Raw genomic sequence first — 23551 nt, forward strand, 5'->3', positions numbered from 1 at the left:
TATTCAGCCGAAATGATTTTTCGACATCCAGAGTACGCCGCTTTTGATCGCACGAGGCACTTTTCCTGTCATAACCGTCGATTTCCCCATTAAGCCGAAACCGCATTTTTTTCCGAGCGAGCCAAGAACCCCTTTAAGCTTAATTAATCCGAGCTTGGGGGTTTCTCCTTTCCAAATCGCCTTCAGCACTTCCGCTACCTGCTTGCCTTGTCCCTCCGCAGCCTGCGCGCTTGGCGAGAAGGGGAGACTTGCGCAGTCACCGACCACGAACACGCCCGGATTTGTCGGAATTTGGTGATAGGCGTCAAGGATGACGCGTCCTTGCGGATCCTTCTCGACGTTCAGCTTCTGTACGATCGGACTCGGCTGAATGCCTGCGGTCCAGACGACTACATCCGACAAGACTTCGTCTCCTCGGTTGTAGATTACGCCTTTCTCGAGATGCGTAATTCCCGCTTGCGTAATCATTTCGATATCATGCTCCTGGAACCATTCGCGAACGTACTTTTGGGCTTTGGCAGGGAATGCCGACAATACGCTCGGTCCGCGGTCCAACGTGCGAATGTTCAGATCCGGACGGCTTTCGCGCAGCTCCGCAGCGATTTCGACGCCGCTCAGCCCGCCGCCGATAATGGAAACTTGTCCGTAGGGCGCTACATCGTTAATGCGTTGATACGTAATGCGGGTGTCGGATAACGTTTGAATACTGTTGGAATAAGCTTCGGCCCCGGGAATGTTATGGTATTTATCGACGCAACCGAGCGCGATAATCAGCCAGTCGTATGCCAAGGTCTCCCCATTTTCGAAATTAACCTCTTTTTGCTCCAAGCTGACTTCGGTTACTTCTCCGTACTTCAATGCGATTCGCGGGTCGGAAGGAAAAGAAACGCGAACGGCGATATCCGAAACGGTACCGGCGGCAAGGGCATAATATTCGGTTTTGAGGCCTTGGTAAGGCATCCTGTCGACCAGCGTGATCGAAATGTCGTCCGGGGTATCCTTTTCAAGAAGTGAATGCGCGATGGTAAGACCCCCGTACCCACCGCCGAGAATGACAAGCTTTTTCATGGTGCGCGAAACCCTCTCTGTACTTATATTTACAGCTATTTATATCCGTTCGCCGGGAGCGGTCATTCCCCTTTCCAGCGGAACGGTACCGTATCGAAAAACAAGTTCGGGTTGACCGGATTGTTCCCGACCCAGAACGTAAAATGCAAATGAGGTCCGGTCGAGAAGCCCGTAGAGCCTACTTCGCCGATTATGTCGCCGGCCTTGACTTCGTCGCCGGTTTTCACAAGCAGCTTGGATAAATGCGCGTACTGCGAAAATAAATTCATGCCGTGATCGATATATATCGAATTGCCGGTTAAATACAGCTCGTCCGCAAGGACGACTTTGCCGGCGTTCGCCGCTTTGATCGGCGTGCCTGTAGGCGCCGCCAGATCGAGCGCGGCATGCGTGCCGCTAAACTTGCCGTTCACGTAACGGGTGTAGCCGTACGGGGTCGTCAGACGGCCTTTAACCGGGATGACGAAGGGCTCTTTGTAAAGAAACGTCGGCTCCGACTTGCTTCTGGCCAAATCGATTTTCGCCTGATCCTTCGCGATTCGCTGCGTATCCTGACGCATTTGCTCCTGCTCTTTCGTTACCGTCAGACGATCGACATCGAAGGTTTTCGCCTTAATCTTCAGCGTTTGGCCTAAGATCGTATACGTTCCGGGCTTCGCGTCGATCGCAACCGGCAGCATGGCGTAGAAGCCGTTCGCGTATGGCTGCAGGGAAATCGTCTTGTTTTGCCAGACGAATTCGCCCTTTGTTTTGGAGCGGATAAGTACGGCGTCGCCGGGATATGTCGCATTCGGCAAAAGCGCAACCTCTTCCTTCAGGACGGCTTCCGCCTGCTCCTGAAACAAAGCGGCCTCGGCTGACGCGACCGCTTCACGCTGTATGGCATCCAGACGGGCTTGTTCATCGGCGGCTGCGTTCAGCGACCCCCAAACCATGAACAATGCAAGAATCCAGTCCATGTTCTCGAACCTCACTGGTATCTAAAATTTCATGTCTTTAGTATGCCTCAATTACTCGTAAACTTTTACTTCGTTGTAGAACGTATCGCGTTCGACCGGAATGCGGCCTGCGCCCTTGATCAGCCAGATGAGCTCGTCACGGGTCAAACCGGCAGGGGTCAATGCGCCGGCCGCATGGCTGATTCGCTCCTTAATAATCGTGCCGTGCGCATCGGACGCGCCGAAAGTGAGCGCTATTTGCGTAAGCTGCGTACCGATATTAATAAAGTAAGCTTTGATGTGCTGGAAATTGTCCAGCATAAGCCGGCTGATCGCGATCGTCTTCAGATCGTCGAAGGCGGAGTTTCTGCGCTTGATTCCGGCGTTCGGATTGATCGGCTGAAGCGCCAGCGGGATGAACACGAGGAAGCCGTTCGTTTCGTCCTGCAGCTCGCGCAAATACATCATATGCTGAATCCGCTCCTCGAGCGTTTCGACCGGCGAGCCGTACAGCATCGTCGTATGCGTGCGAAGCCCGAGCTCGTGCGCCGTCCGGTGCACCTCCAAATATTGCGATGCCGAGGCTTTGTCGACATGCATTTTGTCGCGGTACCGGTCGGATAAAATTTCTGCGCCGCCCCCGGTTAACGATTCGAGTCCGGCATCGATAAGCGTTTGGAGCACCTCGCGGATCGAAAGGCCGCTCAGGCGGGAGTAAAATTCGATTTCGGCAGCCGTGTAGGCTTTGATCGTAACGGACGGGAAGCTTTTCTTGAGCGCCTTGATCGAGTCGACATAATATTGGAAAGGCACATGCTGGTTATGCCCGCCAACGATGTGAAATTCGCGCACGCCAGGATGATAGTGCTTGGAGACGTATTCGACCATTTCATCGCCGCTAAGGGTATAGGCGCCCTCGTCGCCTTGATCCTTACGGAAGTTGCAGAAGGCGCAGTGCGCTTCGCAAACGTTGGTGAAATACAAGCTCATGTTCTCGATAAAATAAACCTTATTGCCGTTCTTGCGAAGATTTGCTTCGTTCGCCAATTGTCCGATCGTCAGCAGGTCGTCGGATTCATACAAAAATAAGCCGTCCTGCTTGGTCAGCCTTACGCCGTTTTTCACTTTCTCGGCAATTTCGGCCATTTGCTTGTCCGGCGTGCGAATAGCTATATTCATATTCATCCCTCCAGTTGTTTATAAAACGAGCTTTATGAAACCAAGGCGTACCGGTTTCTTCAAAGCATCTCCTCAGCTGATTGTTCGACTTCCCGTTAAACCTATATATCCTTAAAGGGAGACGTAGCCGTTTATCCTTGCTTCCCACATTATAAACCTCCAATCCGGCAGGGGCAATACAGGTGACAAAAGTGTGACAGCGGACTGTGTAAAGTTCGACAAATTTGTGAAAATGTAATGATACAAAATGTAACGCGATATTTGGCTGTTTTTGCTGAAATAGTGTTTCCTATTTTCTTGAAAATAAGGTATACTATCTCACGGTGCTTGGTGTTGTCGTTAATAAATTCCCTTAGTCTGAGAATGAAATCAGGTTACGCGGACGATAAACGGATGTTCAGCAAGATACCGGAAAATGTAGTTTGACATAAAGGTGAGAATGCGGTGAAAACGATGATGGTGCTCAATCACACCGAAGATATCAGCAGCGAAATCGAACAAGTGCGGCAGCGTATGAATACGCTTGGAGGCTCGCATGGCCTGCTTCATCCGGAAGTTATGAAGTGCAGCCAGCAATTGGACGAGCTCTTGATCCAGCATTATGCTTTGGAGAAACGCCGCAGACACCAACAATAGAACCTACATAAATATAAGCCCGTCTAGAGACGGTGCTTATTTTTGCTTGCGCATCAGAATCTCTTTCCCTTTATGAGGGAGAGGAGCTGCCGGAGGCGGCTTCCGTTTCTGGCGCAAAATACGCTAGTAAAACGATATGCCGACAGAAGCCTCTTTTGTTTTTCGGAAGGCCTTGTTTCGGCATGCAATGTTACGAGGTTTGAACCTTTTTCCTGCGTCCAGCTCCTCTTGTTAGCTCGCCTTTTTAGGGGTATACTTGAAGCAGAGGTCCGAATCAATCCTTCGAACCGTGGAAGCATGAGGAGGGAGATATTTTATGATTACAATCAGCGAAACAGCTGCCGAGAAACTTAAAGAAATGCTGGCCGCCGAAGAGACGCCGAACTTGTTCTTGCGAGTGGGAGTCAAAGCGGGCGGATGCAGCGGTTTTTCATACGGAATGGGCTTTGACGACGAAGAGAAGGCTGACGATAAATGGCTTGAGCAGAACGGTCTCAGAATCGTCGTTGACGAGGAAAGCGCCAAATATTTGTACGGCGTGGAGATCGACTACAAGGACTCCGGCATGGGCGGGGGCTTTACGATTAATAATCCTAACGCGGTAGCTTCCTGCGGCTGCGGATCTTCGTTTAAGCCTGCAGGCTACGAAGGCACGCCGGAGAAATGCGACGAGTAACTTTATAACCGACCGATCCTCCATCAGGAATCAGCCTCTTCCCGACGATTTCCTTGCGAAATCCGTTAGGGGAGAGGCTGTTGTTTTTTTTCGGGACTTTTCGGAAAGCGGAATACGTGCGTTTTAATGCGGGGTTATTCGACGTTGCTCGGATTCATCCGACCTTCTCTGTGAAGAAAAGAGACCTTTATAATCGCGCACCTAACAGCAGCCGCCCTGCCGTTAGCGTCGTTATCCCCATGGCTGTGTATAAGCTTGTGAACAATGTTAACAGTTGATATAGAGGCAATTTCGCAGGACTATCCCCATTCTATCCACGGCTATGAAAAATGTGTTGTGGATAAGGAGGCGTGAAAATAAGCTGGAGAAGGGTGAGACTTTTGAAGGTAAACGTGACGTTGAAGGTTGGAGAAGAAGCGCAAATTAACGGGGTCATTGAGATCGATGAATATAAACTGGAAGGGTTAACGGAGGAAGAAATCGAAGCTGCGATACAAGTGAACGTAAGCAGCTGGGCAAATTCGCAGATTCGGATCGAATGGGAGGTTTCCGAGGAGGAAGAACAGGAATAAATCGGAGAAATCCGAAAATATTTTTCGACATCAATTCCGTAAAAAGACCTTTGTGAATAACCTTACCCACATAATCAACACGCGAAAACAAGCGAAATTTGACGATTGTACACAGTCTGTACACAGGATATACACAAGGAGATGTGGATAATTCGAACGCTTGTTCTCTTTTTTGGGACATGCTATGATAATTTGTAAAATGATGTAAAGGGTGATTGGGATGAAATTGCTCAGCAACGAACTGCTTATGGACTCGTACTTACGGGCGGTGGATTTGAAGCTGGATCAGGATTTCATCAACCTACTGCTCAAGGAAATCAGAAGAAGAAACCTGCATGTTCCTTACTACCCGCAAGCTCAGTAAAGGTTTGGGGAGCGTCATGCTTGCGACCATTCGTGAATAAAGGTTTGAAATTGATGCTCGCATGCCAAACAGTGCATAACATGCACGCAAACATGGTTGGCCCTGTCGTAGAAGCCATTGCTCAAGTTCATGTCGTCAATCGCGCGATAAGGCGCATAAGGTCCTAGAAAATCGTTGAATCGTCCGCAATCCTCGGCCGGCCCCGCACATTTCGGACATCGGACGGCGGCGTTCTGCAGCCCATTGCATACCGGACAATAATAAGACAAGGGTATTCCTCCCAGGTTATCGTTTGGGAATAGAATACCCTTGTTGCGTATTAGTTTATTCCTTAATCAATAGGGGCCGGTTACGTTATTCGTCTGTACAGCCGATTATTCTGACTTTGTTGTGAGTAAGGGGGGAATTTAAAACTTCATATTGCTGCTGTGTCCAGGAGAAAGCTTGGCGTTCGGATCGATGTAAACTTTCGCGTTGTTGATGGCGGTAGGAGCTTCGCCGAAGCCGACGGCAATCAGTTTAAGTTTTCCGGGGTATGTCGTTATATCGCCTGCGGCAAATACGCCGGGAATGCTCGTTTCCATACGGGAGTCGACGATGATGGAGCCGTTATCGATTTCAAGTCCCCACTCCGCAATCGGACCGAGGGAAGAAACGAAGCCGAAGTTTACGATTACCGCATCGACGTCATGGATGGTTTCTTCGCCCGATTTGCAGTCTTTGAGCGTTGCTTTCTCGATGCGGTCCGCTCCGTGAAGCTCCGTAATTTCTTTAGGAGTGACAACCTTCACCTTCGATTTCATCAGATTCTCTACACTGTGTTCGTGCGCGCGGAACTTATCGCGGCGATGAATGAGCGTGACCTCTTCCGCGATCGGTTCGAGCATGAGCGCCCAGTCGACGGCGGAGTCTCCGCCCCCGCTGATCAGCACCTTCTGGCCGCGGAAAGCGTTTAAGTCATTGACGAAGTAATGCAGGTTTTTCTTCTCGAATCGAGCGGCTTCCGGAAGCTCCAGCCGCCGCGGCTCGAAGGCGCCGACGCCTGCCGTAATAATGATGGCGCGGGAATGGTGAACCCCTTTATCCGTCGTGACGATGAAGTGGCGTTCTTCCTTCTTGAGCACCTGTACGACTTTCTCTTCAAGACAAGTCTCGATGGGGAAATGCTTCATTTGCTCGCTTAAGCTATCCACCAATTCTTGCGCCCGTACCTTGGGGAAGCCGGCTACGTCGTAAATGAATTTTTCAGGATAAAGCGCGGCAAGCTGCCCGCCCAGCTGGGGCATGCTTTCGATTATTTTCACGCTCGCTTGGCGCATTCCGCCATAGAAAGCGGCAAACATTCCAGCGGGACCGCCCCCAATGATGATTACGTCTACGAATTCTTGCTGCTGCTGTTCTGACACCTGATAAGACACCTCCGGTTCGTAATGACAATCGTTATCAATTATAAGCGCAATTTTGCCCGGATGAAAGCCGTTTTTTCAAACATATAAGAATAATATGTTACACCTTTCAATGGCTTACATTTCAAAAGTAAACACAGGACATCAAGAGGCGGAATGGCGTTTATTCTAGAAATCTCAGAACTTCCATGCCGCTGCGCGGCACCACTGATGAATGAAATATCGTTATTTCAGGGCAGAAAGTAAATCCTCCGCTGATTGTTCGATTTCCCGGTAAACGCGCCTGTGCTTAGCTTATGCTTACGAAGCCGCTTTCTTCGAAAGCGTTCAGGACGGCGAAGCCGTTTATCCTTGCATAAAATTGAAATTTTGATGATCACAAGACAGCAAAACCAACATTTGTGAACAATATCGTAAGCATTCGGGGGTTATCATACGTTATCTACCTTTATTGTGCGATAATATTCGGTTTTTAGCCAAAAATACGTCTTGCTATTTGACATGAATTTTTATATCATTTCATAAAGAATAGGTAGCCTTAGCATGAAATCTTTTTGTCGAACCATGCCGTTTCATAAACGATCAGCGCATGGCAGATACTAAAGACGCAATGTCCATCTTTTTTTGAAGGCCATTGTGTAAAATTTCACAATAAGGAACCGTACAAAAAAATAATACAGAATCGGATGGGATAAGAGATGAGCCGTATACCTAGAATTGTTATTCTGGGAGCCGGATATGGCGGTATTGTAACCGCAATTCGTCTGCAAAAGGAATTAAATTACAATGAAGCGGATGTAACTTTGGTAAACAAGCATGATTACCACTACATTACGACGCATTTGCATATGCCAGCTGCTGGAACAGACAACCCGGAGAACGCACGCGTAGACATCTCGAAGCTGATCGACGAATTCAAAATCGATTTTGTTAAAGGCACCGTACTTCAAATTAAACCTCAAGAGCGTAAAGTCGTACTTGAAGAAAGCACGCTTTCCTACGACTATTTGGTTGTCGGACTCGGCGGGGAGCCGGAAACGTTCGGCATACCCGGTTTACGGGAATACGCCATGAATATTCGAAGCATTAACAGCGTTCGTCTCATCCGCGAACATATAGAGTATCAATTCGCCAAGTTTAAGCGCGAGCCTTCCCGTACGGACTACCTGACTTTCATCGTCGGAGGCGCCGGCTTTACGGGCATCGAATTCGTCGGCGAGCTTGCGGACCGCATTCCCGAGCTTTGCAAAGAATTCGACGTCGATCCCGGACTGGTCAAAATATATAACATCGAGGCGGCTCCCAGCGCCCTCCCGGGCTTTGATCCGGAGCTTGTGGAGTACGGCATGAAGGTTCTCGCTGATAAAGGCGTAACGTTCAAGATCGCAACTGCCATCAAAGAATGTACGCCGGACGGCGTCGTGCTTGCTACAGGCGAAGTGATCAAATCGTCTACCGTCGTTTGGACCGGCGGTATACGCGGCAATCACATGCTGGAGGAAGCGGGTTTCGAAACGATGCGGGGCCGGATCAAGGTCGACGAGCATTTGCGCGCGCCAGGCCACGACAATATTTACATCGTCGGAGACTGCTCGATCGTGATGAATCCGGAAGGCAGACCATATCCGCCGACCGCCCAAATCGCAACTCAGCAAGGCGAAGTTTGCGCCAATAACTTAGTCGCCTCGATCCGCAATGCGCCGCTCAAGGAATTCAAATTTTCGAACAAAGGCGTTGTCGCATCCCTCGGCAAGGGAGAGGCGATCGGCATCGTCGGCTCCCGCAAAATTAAAGGCGGCAGCGCTGCTTTGATGAAGAAGCTCGTCGATATGCGTTACTTATATACGATCGGCGGCATCCCACTCGTTCTGAAAAAAGGACGCTTCTAACATATTGTATGACATGAGAATGCCCGGGTGAACGCCCGGGCATTTTTTGAAATAAGACGATATCCACTTTTCGAACGACAGGAGGAAAGCTTGTGCGGCACTGCAGCGTTCAGGTGCGCGGACTATTAACGCGCGATGAGTTGGACCGGTATAACGCGCTTATGGAGGTCGGCCATTTTCTGGAATCCCAAAATCGTTACGATCTCGTTTATACGGTTCAGAAAGAAATCGACACGCTTATTTTACCGGCTATCGAACGGTTGAAGGAAAAGGGACGGCAGAGGGATCGGGACACCGAGGAATATTTGCGAAGCAAAGAACAGAATCACGTCGATGAGGATGACGAGGATTAAGCAAATAAAGAGCGGCTCCCGATGGGGAACCGCTCTTCCTTTTTATATGCTGAGCAAGCCAGGAAGCTTGTCCTCTTGGAGGAGGTTGCCGACATAGAAATCGCCGAACTCGCCAAACCTTGCGCTTGCTTCGTCGAAACGCATTTCATATACGAGCTTTTTGAATGTAAGCGGATCGTCGCCGAACAGCGTAACGCCCCATTCCCAATCGTCTAACCCTACCGAGCCGGTAATGATTTGTTTGACGCGGCCCGCATAGCTGCGGCCTATCATTCCGTGGCTGCGCATAAATCCGCGGCGCTCTTCCATGCTGAGCATGTACCAGTTGTCGTTCCCCTCACGGCGCTTGTTCATCGGGTAGAAGCAAATATGCTTCGTTTGCGGAAGCGCCGGCTTAAGACGCGCCAATATTTCCGGATCCTCCATCGGATTCGTTCCGGGCTTGGCCATATAGCTGCTAAGCTCAACGACCGAAACGTACGAATATGCAGGAATCGTATGTTGTGCGAACAGCGATTTGTTGAAGGCCGTCTCGAGTTCGTTCAGCTCCTCAAGCGTTTCGCGCAAATGCATGAATGCGATATCCGCTTTTTGACCAACGATCGTGTAGGTTACCGTGCTGCCTTGCTTTTTCTCGCCTACCTGCCGCCACTCCGCAAACATCGTTTGCAGCTCGTCCAGCGCTTGACGGCGCTCTTCCTCGGAGATATATTTCCAGGAGGCCCAGTTAATCGTACGGAAATCATGCAGACAATACCAGCCCTCTAACGTTTGAACCGCTTCGCTCATCGGAAACACCCTTTCGTTTACCGCCAATCGCTAGGAATGACGGATGCTGCTTTATATTGTAGCTGATAGCGAGCGGCCAGAGCAAACGCTGAGGGCATTTGTCACAAAAGTTACACAACCGCTTGCATTGACTTTTGTCCGCTTGCTTTGTACCATAACTGTAGGAAGGAGTGTACGTTCGTGATTATCGATCTGTTGCAATTGGTCGTGCTGATCTTTTTGGCATTTACGATGTTTTTCGGGCTTGGCTTTATTATCAACATGCTGATGAAAACGACCTGGTTCCCGATCTACGCATATATCGCATTCGTTATTTTCCTCGTGTACTGGTCATGGGGCGGGGAAACGTTCTGGGCGAACTTGAAAGGGTATACGGTTGCCGACATTTTGCCGCTTATAGCAGGGCTTGGGGGCGCGATCACTAGCGGGCATACGATACGGATGCTGCGGGTTAAAGGGTTCAAAATGTTTTAAAAACGCTAAGGGCTTTCACCGGATTCGGGAAGGCTCTTTTTTGTTTCATCAAAGAGGCTTGCGCGATACTGGCTTTCCTAACAAGGGTTTCTCATTAATCATGTATAGAGAGCGCGATACAGCATTTTCCGGACTCGGTGGATTTGCGCGTTCGGTATGGGCGGTCAGGGAAGAGGTAAATCTAACAGGAAGGGGATACGCGATAAAGGAGGGGCCAACATGTCGATCATAGACGTTAACGGAACCCGGCTGCACGTTCATGTTAAAGGATCGGGCATTCCGATCGTATTTATCCATCCGCCGCTGCTCGGCCAATCGGTATTCGCCTACCAGAAGGAGCAATTGCCGGACATGTTCAAGGTCATTCTGTTCGATATTCGCGGACACGGCAAAAGCGCGCCGTCCGAGGCGCCGATCACATACCCGCTAATCGCGGAGGATACGGTCCGGCTTCTGGACGAGCTTGGGGTGGAAAAGGCTTTTATCGCCGGTTATTCGTCGGGAGGCTCGGTCGCGCTCGAAGCCATGCTCCGCTATCCCAGCCGGTTTTACGGCGGAATTTTGATCAGCACGATGTCGGAGGTTAGCGATTGGCAGTTGAAAAGCCGTATCTATATGGGAACGAAGCTTGCGGCATGGGACGCCAAAAAGCTGCTCTCGTGGGTAATTGCGCGCGGCAATGCGGACCGGTCGGCTAGTTTCGCCAATATGTATAATTACGCCGTTCAGGATCATATGGTCAATGCCATGCAGTATTTCCGCTATAGTATGCGATACTCCTGCACGTCCCGCTTGCATGAAATCCGTCACCCGATGCTGCTGCTTTACGGAGAAGATGACCGGCGTTTTCGCCGTTATGCGGAAATCATCCATCGCGGACTGCCAAGAAGCACGCTGCTCTATATGAAGGGGACGCCGCATCAAATTCCAACGAAAGCAGCCTCGCGGATGAACGGGTTGATCCAGTGTTGGATTACGGACAAGCTTGCCAATGAGCAGCCCTTTGAAGAATTGAAAGAAAAGGTACGGGAAGACGACAGTGCTGAATTTGCAGCGGTATGCTTCGATAACGAAAATGACGCCGGAGCGTTGCTGCCGGACAGGGACGAGGGGCGCCTGCATTAAAACGAGCAAAGAGACAAATTCGAACCGGCAGGCCGGCGAGGAATTTGTCTTTTTTGGTTTATTCTTGTGATTCGGGAACCTGAAAGTGGAATAAAAAGCATTTTGCTGCTCATACTACGGATACCTTTACCATATTCAGAAGGAAAATGGAGGTTTCAGCATGGCGGAAGAGCATTCCAATCAACCGAGAGACGACTCCAGACGTAATTTTTTGCGTAATTCGAGCTTAGCGATCGGCGGACTCGTCGTAGGCGGCGTCGTCGGAACAGCCCTGACGGGAGGTTTTAAGAAGAAGGAAGAGGCAAAACCCGAAACGCCGGCACAAAATGAGAAGCCAAGCGTCAATTATAACCAGGCGCTTATGTTTTTTTCACAGGAGCAGTTTCGTTTGGCCGACGCGGCGGCGGAGCGGATTTTTCCGAAGGACGATATCGGTCCGGGCGCCAAGGAGCTCGGCGTCGCCTTTTATATCGATCATCAGCTTGCAGGTCCTTGGGGAATGAATGCAAGAGACTATATGATCGGCCCCTTCTATAAGGCGGAAGCGACGCAAGGCTATCAATCAAGCTTCAAACGCCATGAATTGATTACGAACGGGTTAATGGCGATGAAAGAATACAGCCAGAAAAAATACTCGAAATCGTTCGAGGAGCTTGGCGAAGCCGAACAGGATGAAGTACTGAAGGTCCTCGAAAAGGGGGAAGAGGTGCAATCGTACGGCTTGTCCTCCAAGGTGTTCTTCAGCATGTTCCGCTCGCTGACAATCGAAGGCGTCTATGCCGATCCTCTATATGGCGGAAATCAAAATATGATGGGCTGGAAAATGAAAAATTACCCCGGCGACCAAATGAGCTACTACAACGTTATCGAACAAGACGCACCGTTCCGTATAGAGCCGTCAAGCTTGCATAACCATATGAACCATTAAGGAGACATGAGCGTGGCTACGAAATTACCCAAAGTACCGGTTGTCATTGTCGGCGTGGGGTGGGCAGGCGGCATCATGGCCGCCGAGCTTACGAAAGCGGGCGTCAAGGTTGTCGGCTTGGAACGCGGGAAGGGCCGCAAAACCGAAGACTACTTCATGGTCCACGACGAACTGAGATATGCGCAGCGTTACGAGCTGATGCAGGATCTTTCGCGCGAGACGGTCACCTTCCGCAATACCGAGAAAGCTCGGGCCCTGCCTATGCGCACGTACGGTTCCTTCCTGCTCGGAGACGGTCTCGGCGGGGCGGGCGTTCACTGGAACGGTCAGCTGTTTCGCTTTCAGCCCTACGATTTTGAAATTTACTCAAAGACGGTCGAACGCTACGGAAAAACTAAAATTCCGGACGGCATGATCATTCAGGACTGGGGCATCACTTACGATGAGCTCGAGCCGTATTTCGACAAATTTGAAAAAATGGCCGGCATTTCCGGGGAGCCTGAGCAGAATCCGATGGTCGGCAAACGGTCCAGCCCGTTCCCGACGCCTCCGATGAAGAAGACTCCGGGGATAAAGATGTTCGAAGAGGCGGCCAAGAAGCTGGGTTATCACCCCTATATGATGCCTTCCGCGAATCTGTCGGATAATTATACGAACCCGGATGGCATATCTCGGGCGGCATGTCAGTACTGCTCCTTCTGCGAACGCTTCGGCTGCGAGTACGGGGCGAAAGCGGATCCTGTCGTTACGGTGCTGCCGGTTGCCGAGAAGACGGGCAATTTCGAACTGCGGACATTCTCGAACGTAACCAAGGTTCTGCACGACGGCCAAAAAGCGAGCGGTGTCGTTTATATCAACACGATGACGGGAGAAGAGTTCGAGCAGCCCGCCGACGTCGTCGTATTGGCGTCTTACGTATTCAACAACGTGAGGCTGCTGCTGACATCCAAGCTGGGCAAGCCGTATAATCCCGCGGATGGAAACGGGGTCATCGGACGAAATTACGCTTACCAGATTCTCGGGGGCAGCACCGTAGGTTACTTTGATGATAAGGAATTCAATTCGTTCATGGGTGCCGGCGCGCTCGGCAGCTGTCTCGACGATTTCAATGCGGACAATTTCGACCACAAGGATCTGAATTTCATTCACGGCGCGAATATCAGCTATACGCAAACCGGTACGCGGCCGATTGCGGTGAATCCTACTCCGCAAGGGACGCCTAGCTGGGGGAAGGAATTCAAGCAAGCTTCGGTCAAGTATTGGAACCGCGTGCTTTCGGTCGGCGCGCAAGGCAGCAACATGCCGTGGCGCCACCACTATATGGACCTCGATCCGGAGTACAAGGATGTAAACGGAATTCCGCTTATCCGGATTACATACGATTTCGAGGATCAGGATCGCGAGATGGTCAAGTTTCTGGCGACGAAAACGGCGGCGATCATGAAAGAAATGAATCCGACGAAAATGGAAACGAGCGCAGCGATGACCAATTACAACATCGTGCCCTACCAATCGACGCATAATACCGGCGGCGTCGTAATGGGAGCCGATCCGAAAACATCCGCGGTTAATTCTTTCCTGCAAATGTGGGATGCGGAAAACGTATTCGTCGTAGGCGCATCGGCTTTCCCGCATAATAGCGGCTATAATCCGACGGGAACGATGACGGCGCTCTCTTACCGCGCGGCGGAAGGCATCGCCAAATATTTGAAGCAGCCGGGATCGTTGGTATGAACATTCAGGACGATGTGATCGTCCATTTGACCGAACTGCGAAAGAGGCTGATCGTAGCCGGCGGCGCGTTTATGATCGCGCTTATACTCGGATTTTACGCGGCTCCCGATATTTTGCGCTATTTGAAGTCGCGTCCGCTGGCTAATCCGGTCGAATGGAACGTATTCGCGTTTACGGACGGTTTGTTCGTCTATATGCGCTGCGCCTTTTTATTCGCGCTGCTGTTTACGCTGCCGGTCATTTTGTATCAAGTATGGGCTTTCGTAAGGCCGGGTTTGACCGAAGCGGAAGCGAAGGGGGCGCTGGTTTATGTTCCGGCATCGTTTCTATTGTTCGTGGCCGGCATATCGTTCAGCTACTATGTCGTATTTCCGATGATGATCCGGTTCATGACGACGATGAATCAAAGCATCGGAGCGGTGGAAACTTACGGGATCGACCGATACTTTTCCTTTTTGTTCAATTTGATGCTGCCGCTAGGGCTGGCTTTCGAGATGCCTGTTGCCGCTTTGTTTTTGACGAGACTCGGCCTGCTTACCCCGCAGCGTCTGCGTCAAACGCGAAAATATGCTTATGTGGCGCTGGCGGTCATCGGCTCCTGCATATCGCCGCCGGATTTCGTCTCGCATCTCTCCGTGACGATTCCGCTTATCGTTTTATTCGAGTTCAGCGTGCTCGCATCCGGATGGTACGCCCGAAAAATCGCATTCCGGCAGGCTGTTTCATAGCTGCAAAGGAGCGGGAAAGCGGCTGACAGACATACGTTGCTTTCCCGACCTAAGCCTCCCGTTCCAAACCTCCGGGAGAAGCACTAACGGAAAGGAGGATGAAACATGTTCAACAATATTGGCGTTTCCGGGCTGGTCATTATTCTGCTCATTGCGCTCGTCGTGTTCGGTCCGGCCAAGCTGCCGCAGCTGGGGCGGGCGTTCGGCGATACGCTTCGCGAATTCCGAAATTCGACCAAAGGCATCGTGGATGTCGAGGAAGACGAGAAGGAAGAGCCGAAACGAATTCAATAATCGTAAGGATTCTTAACCGTCAGGGCAAAGCTCTGGCGGTTTTAGCTTGTTATGGCATACCGTCAAGAAGAGGGAAGCTGCGACTTCGCTTTCGTCAGAATGCCTTCGATTTTACCTTCGAGGTTCAAAATATTTTGCTTATGGCTGACGATTTGCCGGAATTGGGATACCAGATTAGCCAGCGAATCCGATGCGGGCTTGGCGGATCCGGCTTTAACGAGAGGTGTGAACGACTTCCAGCCGGAAGCGACGCTTTTCTTCACATTGCTCGCAGCGCTTTTCTCCGCTTTTATTTTCGTCTCGTGCGGACGGATGTCCTCGAGCATGGCGGATATTTTCTTCTGGGCGGAGGAGGCTGCATCCTTCGCTTTTTTGAGTGCAGCTTCTTTTCCTTTCATATCCAGCTTCGCCAACTGAACCGCTATCTTCATGCTTTCCGCTTGCATGCGGAATATGGCGCTTAAGTCTTTGTTCTTAAGCGAGCGGGCGGCGGCGACCTGTTTATTGACGGCCGTATAGGAGTCAAGCAGCGGCTTATAGCGCGCTTTCGTTTGCTCGACGTCTTTCTTCAATTTGTCCAGCTTGTCCGCATCGATTAATTTGATCTGCTTGCGGATGATCGTCTCGGCTTCTTCATTCCGGTAGTGAAGCGACTTAATAGCCGCCTCCATATCAATATCTTTCTGCTGCAGCGCAATGATTTCGCCGTATTGCTCTGTCAGCTTTCCTCTAAGCTTGCCGTCGTCGGCAGCCATTTTGTCGAAGGAGGTTTTCATCGTCGGAGAGAGCTCGTAAGTGGCTGCCCATGCTGCAACCGGGACAATCGCAGCGAGCAGAAGCGCAAGAACAAATACGAATAAGTGGCGAAGCGTAACCATCATTCATTCCTCCTGTCAGATGCGAATGCACACAAAAAAGCACCGATAAGCAAAGCGAATTACGCTTTGACTTAACGGTGCTTCCGCAGTCGCAACTGTATATTTGTAAATAATATAGCGTACATTTGTTCGCGTGTCAAGAGTGAACCGCAGCGGCTCGATTTTTAGCTGCCGTCCGGTATTCGCTCGGCGTCATTCCCTTTGATTCGCGGAAGACGCGCGAGAACGTCCGAAACGATTCGAAGCCGGCTTCGACGGCTACGTCCGTAATGCTCATATCGGTCGAGATGAGCAGGCTGGCGGCGCTTTCGACGCGCAGCTCATGCACGTAATCGAGGAAGCTTTTGCCGATATGCTCTTTAAACGAGCGGCTTATATGCGGCACGCTAAGGCGAAATTTTTTGGACAGGTCGTCCAGTGTCAGCTTGCCGGTGTAGTGCGTATGCACGTGCTGGAGAATCGGCCAAATGGCCGCGTTCGGCTCCGTTCCGCTCCTAACGCTAGCGTCTTGCTCGCGCTCGGCTATACCGTTCCTGACAAACAACAGCAGCGCTTCGACAAGCTTAGCGCATAACAGGCTGTTCCGGCCCAATCTGGCCTCGCTTTCATATTCCGTCAGTAAATCTTCGCATATGGCGCTCATCCGCCGCGCGTCCGCTTCCGACAACATGAAGATCGGCTGCAGCTCGGAGCCCGAGCGGAACAGAGGCCGATACCATTCGTGGTCGAAAGGCGATCCGATCAGCATATTGATGTCGAACATACAGCAAAACTTGCGTAACGTCTTGCCCGGCTCGCACTCGATCCGGTGCATATGATGGGTTTGCAGAAACGAAACGGTGCCCGGCCGCAGCGCGTAGCTGCGCCCGTTGATCGTTTCGAAGCCGGATCCTTCGAATATATAGGACAGCTCTACGAAGTCGTGATGATGCAGCGCCGTCTTTTCGATCGTATGAATCCCGATGTAAAAAGGAAGCTGATCCTTCTTAATATCGAGCGCGGTAAGCAAATCCTGATATTCGGGATATATCGTCACGACCTGTCCTCCCAACGCATAAACGAGTTAATGGTTACTGCTATTATACAATCGTATTTCATACTCGTGCAGTACCTTTTGGGCGAACATGCTAAAAAATGGCCGATGCCATTTCTATTTTGGCATGTCTTCCGCACTTATTCCGTTTAGGATAATGGCTAGGAAAGCAGCTTCCAGTCAAACGCGTTCTTATGGCCCGTATAACGCCGGCGTGGGACTGAGCAACATGCGCGCCGAAAGAGGCGCGCGTTTCGGAAAAGAGCGAGAACGAGAGGGGAATATAGGATATGGAAAAGCTAGCGATCGATGGTGGCGCGCCGGTGCGTACAGAACCGTTTCCGGCATGGCCGATTTTTGACGAACTGGAGGAGCGGCTGCTTATTGAAGCGGTTCGTTCGGGGAAATGGGGCGGCGCCGGCGCCGTGACGAACGATGCGTATGCAGCTAAGCTGCCCGAGTTCGAAAAAGCGTTCATGAAGCTGCAGGACGCTTCTTATGCCGTACCGGTCGTTAACGGTACGATCGCGATTACAGCCGCTTTGCAGGCGGCAGGCGTGCAGCAGGGCGATGAGGTGATCATTCCGCCGTATACGTTCATTGCGACGGCGACCGCCGCTTTGCTCTACGGTGTCATTCCGGTATTCGTGGATGTGGAGGAAGATACGCTGCTTCTTGATCCGGAGAAGGTCGAGCAGGCGATAACGCCTCGCACGAAAGCGATCATAGCCGTTCATATCGGCGGAGCGCCGGCGGATCTGACAAGGCTGAAGGCGATTGCCGGCAAGCACAACCTGAAGCTGATCGAGGATTCGGCGCAGGCGGTCGGCGCACAGTGGGAAGGTCGCGGCGTGGGCGCGATCGGCGATTTGGGCACATTCAGCTTTCAGTCGAGCAAAAATGTGAACGCCGGCGAAGGCGGCGTTATTTTGACGAATGACAGAGACCTGTGGGAACAAGCATGGTCGTTCTGCAACGTCGGCCGTATTCCGGAAGGCGGCTGGTATCAGCACGAAAGATTCGGCCTGAACCTGCGGATGACGGAGTTCCAGGCTGCCATACTGCTTGCGCAAATGACGCGCGTAGAAGAGCAAATGCAGCTGCGCGAGCGCAACGCCAAGCTATTGAACGAGCAGCTGGGGGAAATCGGCGGCATTCAATTGCTGAAGCGCGATCCCCGCATCACTCGGCATGCATGGCATCTTTACATGTTCAAGCTTGATTCGGCGCTTACGGCGAAGGGCGGGAAGGCCGAGTTCCTTAAGAGGCTGCAAGCGGAAGGCATTCCGGCGAGCTCGGGGTATATTCCGCTGAACACCAACAAAGCGGTTGTCGAGAAAATTCGCCAATGGACGGGCGAAACGCGCATCAACGATTGTCCGGTGTGCGAGCGCCTTTGCGAGAAGGAAGTCGTCTGGCTGCATCAAAATATACTGCTTGCGGACGAACGAGCGATGTCCGACATTGCAAAAGCGGTGAAAAAAGTGGCCGGCTCTTTGGCTTAAGCGCCCAATTATAGTGCGCGTTTATAAAAACTTTCAACCGGTGCAAGACCAAATACCGGCGCCCCCTGACGGGAGGCGCCGTTTTTACGTATTGAAAGACATACAGAAGTTTCATTGCCAACGCCGTCCGTTTATATGTTAGAATGGAGGGACAAACTTTGGAGCGGATGGAGTCTGTGCATTATGCGAATGACGAATATGCATCACTTTACCGAGCATCACAGGTTTTGCGTCTATCGCGATTTCGCGCTTAGCGGAATGGATTACCGGATGCTCACCAACATTTATCAGCCGATGATCGGCGCTTTTGCCGTAGGCGTTTATACGACATTATACCAGCAGCTGGCCAGTGAGAAATCCGGATATTCGGAGCTGGAGCAGCAGCGCAGGCTGTTTCTTTCGCTCGAGCTTGAGCCTGGCGAGCGGGGCAGAAAGTTTTTTGTCGAGCAGACGTCGAAGCTGGAGGCGGTAGGCCTTTTGCAAACGGCCAGACGTTTTACGCCCGAAGGCGAAGATTATATTTACGAGTACCAGCTGGCTCAACCGCTGTCGCCGAACGAGTTTTTCAAAAACCAGCATTTGACGCTGCTGCTTCGCGACAAGGTCGGCAAATATATGGTGCTGTCGTTGCGGGACCAGTTGATTGCCGAGGAGCCGGGAGAATTGATTGCCGCCCAGTCGGAGCAGCTGTCGGTGCCGTTTTACGATATTTTCAGGCTGAATACGCAGGTCATCGATTATGAGCTGGAGCAAGCGCTCTACCAATCTGCGCCGGCCCGTCAGGCGGCGGCTCTCGATGTGACGAGCAAGGGCTTCGAGTACAGCGAAATCATTATGCGCTTTCCGCGGGGCTCCCGCAACCGGGTGTGCGTCGAAGCGCTCAAATACAGGACCGATCAGCTTGCTGCGGTTAATATCGTGGCGAAGAAGTATAATTTGTCCTTGCAGGAGACTTGCCGCCTGCTCGACGAGGACGGCGTGTTCGACGAAGAGGGAGAGCTGCAGATCGATTTGATGCAGTATAGGGCGAATCTGTTTTTCCGGCAGGACAAAAGACGGGACGAGCAGACGGAACGTTTCGTGCGGAAGTTTGCGGCAGACGAGAGCGAACGTACCGATGCCGCATCCGAAGGGAAACCGGCAGACGGACACGAGACGGAAGAAGCCGGCAAATCCGTCGAAATGGCCTTTTATTTGGAGGTTCCGGTCATTTTCCAAGCGTTATTCAATGTTCACCAGTATAATATGCTGCTCCGCAATGAGCCATATACGGTTGTGCTTAAACGGTATTTCGCCCAGGGCACCGTGCCTGACGGGGTTCTGGATATTTTCGAGAAAATCGATTTGAATTACAGGCTGAACGAAGAGGTTATCAACGTTCTTATCCATTTCATTCATGCCGATCGCCGGTCGTGGGCGAAGTCGTCGATCGAGGCGGTAGCTTCGGACATGCTCGGCAAGCAAATCGTCAGCTATGAGCAAGCGGTAGAATATATACGTGAGCGAATGCGTTTCCGCGAACAAGCGGCCGCGCGCGCAGCACAGGAGAAGGACCGCAGGGGCAGCTATTCGCAGCGCAGCCCTCGCGGCGGCGCCAAGCAAAAACCGCAAATTCCGATGGTCGCGAACGAACCGAACGACTCGCCGGTTTCGCCGGAGGAGCTGGAGGAAATGCGGCGCAAGGCGCAGCGGCTGGACCGCAATCGGACGTAGAAGGGAGAGGTAGCGCATGGAATCGTTAGGCGATCTGCTCAAATCGATACCGAGCCGCGCATATTTGGAAAGGGCGGAGCAAAGACGGCTTGAGCTGCTGGCCGACCCTCTCATCGTCAAGTGGCGGCAAAAATATACGAAGGTCACCGATGACGACATCAGGCTTAATTTAAACAAAGTGCACCAATATGTGCTTGAAATGAATAACTGCGTGAACTGCCCGGGGCTGGACAAATGCCCGAACGATTTGGAAGGGCACTATACGATGCTGTCGGTCGAAGATGCCGCCGGAACGTCGCATATATACGACAACAAGGTCGCTTGCCGGAAGTTTGCGGCACGCCAGACCCAGGAGCAGCTAAAAAGCCGCATACGCAGCTTTTATGTCGACGACAGGCTGCTTCAGCAAGGGTATTCGGCGGACGAAATTTTTAATAACGACATGGAACGGATCAAAGCGGTCGATCAGCTTAACGACTATATTTTACTGACCCAGGAGCAAGGGCTTCAGACCCGCGGGCTCTATATGGTGGGCAAGTTCGGCACGGGCAAGACGTTCTTGATGTGCTACATGCTTCACGAGCTGGCCAAAGCCGGGATGACCGGGGCGATCGTTTATGTGCCGGATTTCGCCGAGGACTTGAAGGGCATGTTCGGAGAGCCGCAAAAGCTGAAGGAAACGATCGACGTGCTCAAGGAAACCGATCTGCTGATCCTTGACGACATCGGCGCGGAAAATATGAACCCGTGGCTGCGGGATCATGTGCTCGGTGCGATTCTCAACTATCGGATGAATAGAAAGCCGACCTTTTTCACGTCGAATTACGAGCTGGACGCACTGGAGAAGCACTTCAGCTTTACGAGCAAGGACGGGGATGACGAGCTTAAGGGACAGCGCATCATGGACCGGATTCGGCCTTTTGTCGATGTCGTGTATGTGAGGGGCCGCAATAAGCGGGGATCATGATGGGGAAGTCCGGTAGTACAGAGCAGGAGCAATAGAATCGGATGCGGTATGCGGGCGGCGAATGCCGCTCTTTCCGTTGTTACGGTTCTTTTTGTTTTGGCGGAAAGGTTCTTAATTTTTATTAAGAATTACGATTGAACGGTATGCTGTATAATAGGGTCATTGCCAAGAAGCGGGAGGGTTCAGCATGTTCGGAGGGACAATTCTCCTCGTCGACGACGAAAAGGAAATTATTGATCTCTTGGAAATCTATTTGAAAAATGAGGGGTACAAGCTGCTAAAAGCGAGCAACGGAGCCGAAGCTCTCGAGCTCTTAACGATACACGAGGTGGATCTGATCATTCTCGACATCATGATGCCGCAGATGGACGGCATTCAAGCCTGCATGAAAATACGCGAGGAGAAGCAGATGCCGATCATTATGCTTTCGGCCAAAACGCAGGAGATCGACAAAATTACAGGACTCAGCTTAGGCGCCGACGATTATGTCACAAAGCCGTTCAGTCCGCTTGAAATGATCGCCCGCGTCAAATCGCAGCTCCGCAGATACAGGCAGCTGAACGTTTCGCGCGTGAAGAACGATAACGAAATCGTTATCGACGACCTTTTGATAAACGTGGCCACCCATAAAGTAAGCGTCGATCAAAACGAGGTCCGATTGACGCCGCGGGAGTTCGCCATTCTCGAGGTGCTCGCCCGAAACCGCGGCATCGTGCTCAGTATGGAGCAAATATATGAAGAGGTGTGGAACGATCCTTTCCTTGAATCGAACAACACGCTGATGGTGCATATCCGCAAAATCCGCGAAAAAATCGAGAAAGACCCGAGCAGCCCGCAAATTATAAAGACGGTATGGGGGATCGGCTACGTGATTGAATAGGACTGCCGGCGCCGATGACCGAAAGCGGTCCGACCGCCGCCATACAGCGCCGCAGTGCGAGCCGGGTAATCCCGGTCATTCGATAAGAGACTTTTTGTAGGCATAAATCCATGCAAGAGGCGAACGTCAGAATATTACCGAACCAGAGGCGATCCGAATGAGAAACAGCTTTATCCGTACGATTCGCTGGAAATTTATTTTTATATTTGTGCTTAGCGCTTCGTTGTCCGTGGCTGCCGCATTCGTTTTTTATCAGTTGTGCAAGCTGCTGGCGAAAATCGATACGTTCCGCCCTCCGATCAATTGGCTTATCGGCAAAACCGGTTCGATTCCGGTTCTCGTAGTCGGCGGCGCGATACTTTTTCTGCTTCTGTTTTTCGTCCTTAGCAGCAAAATGATCCGCTATTTGGGCGAAATCATGCGCGGCCTTCAGGAGATTGCCAAAGGCAATCTTACGCACGAAATCGCCGCCAAATCAAATGACGAGCTCGGTCTGCTGGCCGAAACGATCAATGGCATGACGAAGCAGCTGAAAAAATCGATCGAAGAGGAACGAAACGCCGAGCGGTCCAAAAACGAGCTCATTACGGGAGTATCGCATGATCTTCGCACCCCGCTTACCTCCATTCTCGGTTATTTGGAATTGATCGAGAACGACCGGTATAAGGATGAGGTCGAGCTTCGCTACTACTCCAACATCGCTTTCGAGAAGGCGAAACGGCTGAAAAAACTGATCGACGATTTATTCGAATATACGTCCATTCACGATAAAGGCCCGATGCTCGAAATGAAAAAGATTAATATAAACGGCTTGCTGAAGCAGCTGGCCGAGGAATTTGTGCCGATCTTGGCGAAGGCAGGAATGTCGTACCGGATAAACGCCGACGAAGAGACGTTGTATGTGCATGCGGACGGAAGCCATCTAATGCGGGCGTATGAAAATATTATTTCAAATGCCGTGCGCTACGGAAGAGAAGGCAAATACGTCGATATCCGCATCGGGAAGAGCGGAGGCGAGGCGGTCATCGAGGTTGCCAATTTCGGCGAGCCGATTCCTGCGCGCGATTTGCCCCATATTTTCGATCGCTTTTACCGGGCCGAAAAATCCCGTTCGTCGCAATCCGGAGGATCGGGGCTTGGACTTGCGATTACGAAAAGCATTTTGGAGCTGAACGGAGGCAAAATAACGGTCCGGAGCAGCCGCGAGCAAACCGTGTTCGAAACGAGATTTCCGCTTATACCCGCCGCCGACGCGGATCGTGCATGAAGAAGGCCGTATGTGATACGCGCCTTTTTTTGTTGCGCTTTTTGCCGGTGCGAAGTTCTTAATTTTTATTAAGAAGTGCTTAAGCAGATCGCAAGCGGCTCCTTACCGGCTGTTAATATCGCTCGTTTATACTTCGATTGTGAAGCGGAGGGTGA

At 51.4% G+C, this 23551-nt stretch carries 24 protein-coding genes and 2 pseudogenes; 18 read left to right on the forward strand and 8 right to left on the reverse strand.

Annotation, left to right across the window (positions count from 1 at the left end; genetic code table 11):
* Nucleotides 1-3: 3 nt before the first annotated feature.
* The 3 genes from DQG23_RS15350 to mqnE all read right to left on the reverse strand — a co-directional run bounded on the left by DQG23_RS15350 (nt 4) and on the right by mqnE (nt 3185).
* Nucleotides 4-1068, reverse strand: coding sequence for an NAD(P)/FAD-dependent oxidoreductase (locus DQG23_RS15350; RefSeq protein ID WP_113031741.1), 1065 nt, complete (start codon nt 1066-1068; stop codon nt 4-6).
* Between the two features lie 62 nt (nt 1069-1130).
* On the reverse strand, nt 1131-2027 hold the full coding sequence (locus DQG23_RS15355; RefSeq protein WP_113031742.1) for a M23 family metallopeptidase: 897 nt from the start codon (nt 2025-2027) through the stop codon (nt 1131-1133).
* A 51-nt stretch (nt 2028-2078) separates the two neighbouring features.
* Complete coding sequence (gene mqnE / locus DQG23_RS15360; protein ID WP_113031743.1) at nt 2079-3185, reverse strand: aminofutalosine synthase MqnE; 1107 nt, start codon at nt 3183-3185, stop codon at nt 2079-2081.
* A 456-nt stretch (nt 3186-3641) separates the two neighbouring features.
* Here mqnE and DQG23_RS15365 point away from each other — a divergent pair.
* The 5 genes and pseudogenes from DQG23_RS15365 to sda form a co-directional block, all read left to right on the forward strand.
* Nucleotides 3642-3770 (forward strand): annotated as a pseudogene (locus tag DQG23_RS15365) (aspartyl-phosphate phosphatase Spo0E family protein); the annotation flags it as partial.
* A pseudogene (locus DQG23_RS43765) lies at nt 3725-3832 on the forward strand (hypothetical protein); the annotation flags it as partial. The pseudogenes DQG23_RS15365 and DQG23_RS43765, both read left to right, overlap by 46 nt.
* Nucleotides 3833-4137: 305 nt before the next feature.
* Entirely contained in the window at nt 4138-4497 is a 360-nt protein-coding gene (erpA, locus tag DQG23_RS15370; RefSeq protein ID WP_113031744.1) for an iron-sulfur cluster insertion protein ErpA, read from the forward strand.
* A gap of 380 nt (nt 4498-4877) precedes the next feature.
* The gene (locus tag DQG23_RS15380; protein ID WP_113031746.1) at nt 4878-5069 is read left to right on the forward strand and encodes a hypothetical protein; all 192 of its coding nucleotides are present in this window, start codon (nt 4878-4880) and stop codon (nt 5067-5069) included.
* A 220-nt stretch (nt 5070-5289) separates the two neighbouring features.
* Nucleotides 5290-5433 carry a sporulation histidine kinase inhibitor Sda gene (gene sda, locus DQG23_RS15385; RefSeq protein WP_113031747.1) on the forward strand — a complete coding sequence of 48 codons (144 nt, stop codon included), beginning with the start codon at nt 5290-5292 and terminating at the stop codon, nt 5431-5433.
* Nucleotides 5434-5447: 14 nt separating this feature from the next.
* Here the strand turns inward: sda and DQG23_RS15390 are convergent, their stop codons facing one another.
* The gene (locus DQG23_RS15390; RefSeq protein ID WP_113031748.1) at nt 5448-5702 is read right to left on the reverse strand and encodes a hypothetical protein; all 255 of its coding nucleotides are present in this window, start codon (nt 5700-5702) and stop codon (nt 5448-5450) included.
* A gap of 138 nt (nt 5703-5840) precedes the next feature.
* A complete protein-coding gene (locus tag DQG23_RS15395) occupies nt 5841-6839 on the reverse strand; it encodes an NAD(P)/FAD-dependent oxidoreductase (protein ID WP_113031749.1) in 999 nt (332 codons plus the stop codon).
* Nucleotides 6840-7537: 698 nt separating this feature from the next.
* Between DQG23_RS15395 and DQG23_RS15400 the strand changes: the two genes are divergently transcribed.
* Nucleotides 7538-8728, forward strand: a complete 1191-nt coding sequence (locus tag DQG23_RS15400) for an NAD(P)/FAD-dependent oxidoreductase (RefSeq protein ID WP_113031750.1) — start codon at nt 7538-7540, stop codon at nt 8726-8728.
* 92 nt (nt 8729-8820) lie between these two features.
* Nucleotides 8821-9081: a hypothetical protein gene (locus DQG23_RS15405; protein ID WP_113031751.1), complete on the forward strand. Its 261-nt coding sequence runs from the start codon at nt 8821-8823 to the stop codon at nt 9079-9081.
* Between the two features lie 42 nt (nt 9082-9123).
* Here the strand turns inward: DQG23_RS15405 and hemQ are convergent, their stop codons facing one another.
* Nucleotides 9124-9870: a hydrogen peroxide-dependent heme synthase gene (hemQ, locus tag DQG23_RS15410; protein ID WP_113031752.1), complete on the reverse strand. Its 747-nt coding sequence runs from the start codon at nt 9868-9870 to the stop codon at nt 9124-9126.
* A 192-nt stretch (nt 9871-10062) separates the two neighbouring features.
* On the opposite strand from hemQ, the gene DQG23_RS15415 reads away from it, so the two are divergent.
* The 6 genes from DQG23_RS15415 (at nt 10063) to DQG23_RS15440 (ending at nt 15153) form a co-directional block, all read left to right on the forward strand.
* Entirely contained in the window at nt 10063-10344 is a 282-nt protein-coding gene (locus DQG23_RS15415) for a YuiB family protein (RefSeq protein WP_113031918.1), read from the forward strand.
* A gap of 219 nt (nt 10345-10563) precedes the next feature.
* The gene (locus DQG23_RS15420; protein WP_158560542.1) at nt 10564-11469 is read left to right on the forward strand and encodes an alpha/beta fold hydrolase; all 906 of its coding nucleotides are present in this window, start codon (nt 10564-10566) and stop codon (nt 11467-11469) included.
* A 160-nt stretch (nt 11470-11629) separates the two neighbouring features.
* Entirely contained in the window at nt 11630-12397 is a 768-nt protein-coding gene (locus DQG23_RS15425) for a gluconate 2-dehydrogenase subunit 3 family protein (protein WP_113031754.1), read from the forward strand.
* 12 nt (nt 12398-12409) lie between these two features.
* Nucleotides 12410-14131, forward strand: coding sequence for a GMC family oxidoreductase (locus DQG23_RS15430; protein WP_113031755.1), 1722 nt, complete (start codon nt 12410-12412; stop codon nt 14129-14131).
* The gene (tatC, locus tag DQG23_RS15435; protein WP_113031756.1) at nt 14128-14859 is read left to right on the forward strand and encodes a twin-arginine translocase subunit TatC; all 732 of its coding nucleotides are present in this window, start codon (nt 14128-14130) and stop codon (nt 14857-14859) included. The genes DQG23_RS15430 and tatC overlap by 4 nt, the downstream gene beginning before the upstream one ends.
* A 105-nt stretch (nt 14860-14964) precedes the next feature.
* The gene (locus DQG23_RS15440; protein WP_113031757.1) at nt 14965-15153 is read left to right on the forward strand and encodes a twin-arginine translocase TatA/TatE family subunit; all 189 of its coding nucleotides are present in this window, start codon (nt 14965-14967) and stop codon (nt 15151-15153) included.
* A 62-nt stretch (nt 15154-15215) separates the two neighbouring features.
* Here DQG23_RS15440 and DQG23_RS15445 read toward each other — a convergent pair whose 3' ends face one another.
* Both DQG23_RS15445 and DQG23_RS15450 read right to left on the reverse strand, forming a co-directional pair.
* Nucleotides 15216-16034 (reverse strand): hypothetical protein, encoded by an 819-nt coding sequence (locus DQG23_RS15445; protein ID WP_146762315.1) that lies wholly within the window; start codon nt 16032-16034, stop codon nt 15216-15218.
* 133 nt (nt 16035-16167) lie between these two features.
* Complete coding sequence (locus tag DQG23_RS15450; RefSeq protein ID WP_158560543.1) at nt 16168-17067, reverse strand: AraC family transcriptional regulator; 900 nt, start codon at nt 17065-17067, stop codon at nt 16168-16170.
* 287 nt (nt 17068-17354) lie between these two features.
* On the opposite strand from DQG23_RS15450, the gene DQG23_RS15455 reads away from it, so the two are divergent.
* The 5 genes from DQG23_RS15455 to DQG23_RS15475 all read left to right on the forward strand — a co-directional run bounded on the left by DQG23_RS15455 (nt 17355) and on the right by DQG23_RS15475 (nt 23396).
* Nucleotides 17355-18569: a DegT/DnrJ/EryC1/StrS family aminotransferase gene (locus DQG23_RS15455; protein WP_113031760.1), complete on the forward strand. Its 1215-nt coding sequence runs from the start codon at nt 17355-17357 to the stop codon at nt 18567-18569.
* Nucleotides 18570-18752: 183 nt separating this feature from the next.
* Nucleotides 18753-20282 (forward strand): replication initiation and membrane attachment family protein, encoded by a 1530-nt coding sequence (locus tag DQG23_RS15460; RefSeq protein WP_113031761.1) that lies wholly within the window; start codon nt 18753-18755, stop codon nt 20280-20282.
* 16 nt (nt 20283-20298) lie between these two features.
* Nucleotides 20299-21249: a primosomal protein DnaI gene (gene dnaI, locus DQG23_RS15465; protein ID WP_113031762.1), complete on the forward strand. Its 951-nt coding sequence runs from the start codon at nt 20299-20301 to the stop codon at nt 21247-21249.
* 187 nt (nt 21250-21436) lie between these two features.
* Entirely contained in the window at nt 21437-22129 is a 693-nt protein-coding gene (locus DQG23_RS15470) for a response regulator transcription factor (protein WP_113031763.1), read from the forward strand.
* A gap of 157 nt (nt 22130-22286) precedes the next feature.
* The gene (locus tag DQG23_RS15475) at nt 22287-23396 is read left to right on the forward strand and encodes a sensor histidine kinase (protein ID WP_113031764.1); all 1110 of its coding nucleotides are present in this window, start codon (nt 22287-22289) and stop codon (nt 23394-23396) included.
* Nucleotides 23397-23551 lie beyond the last annotated feature (155 nt).

It is taken from the genome of Paenibacillus contaminans, from assembly GCF_003285015.1.
Lineage (GTDB): Bacteria > Bacillota > Bacilli > Paenibacillales > NBRC-103111 > Paenibacillus_V > Paenibacillus_V contaminans.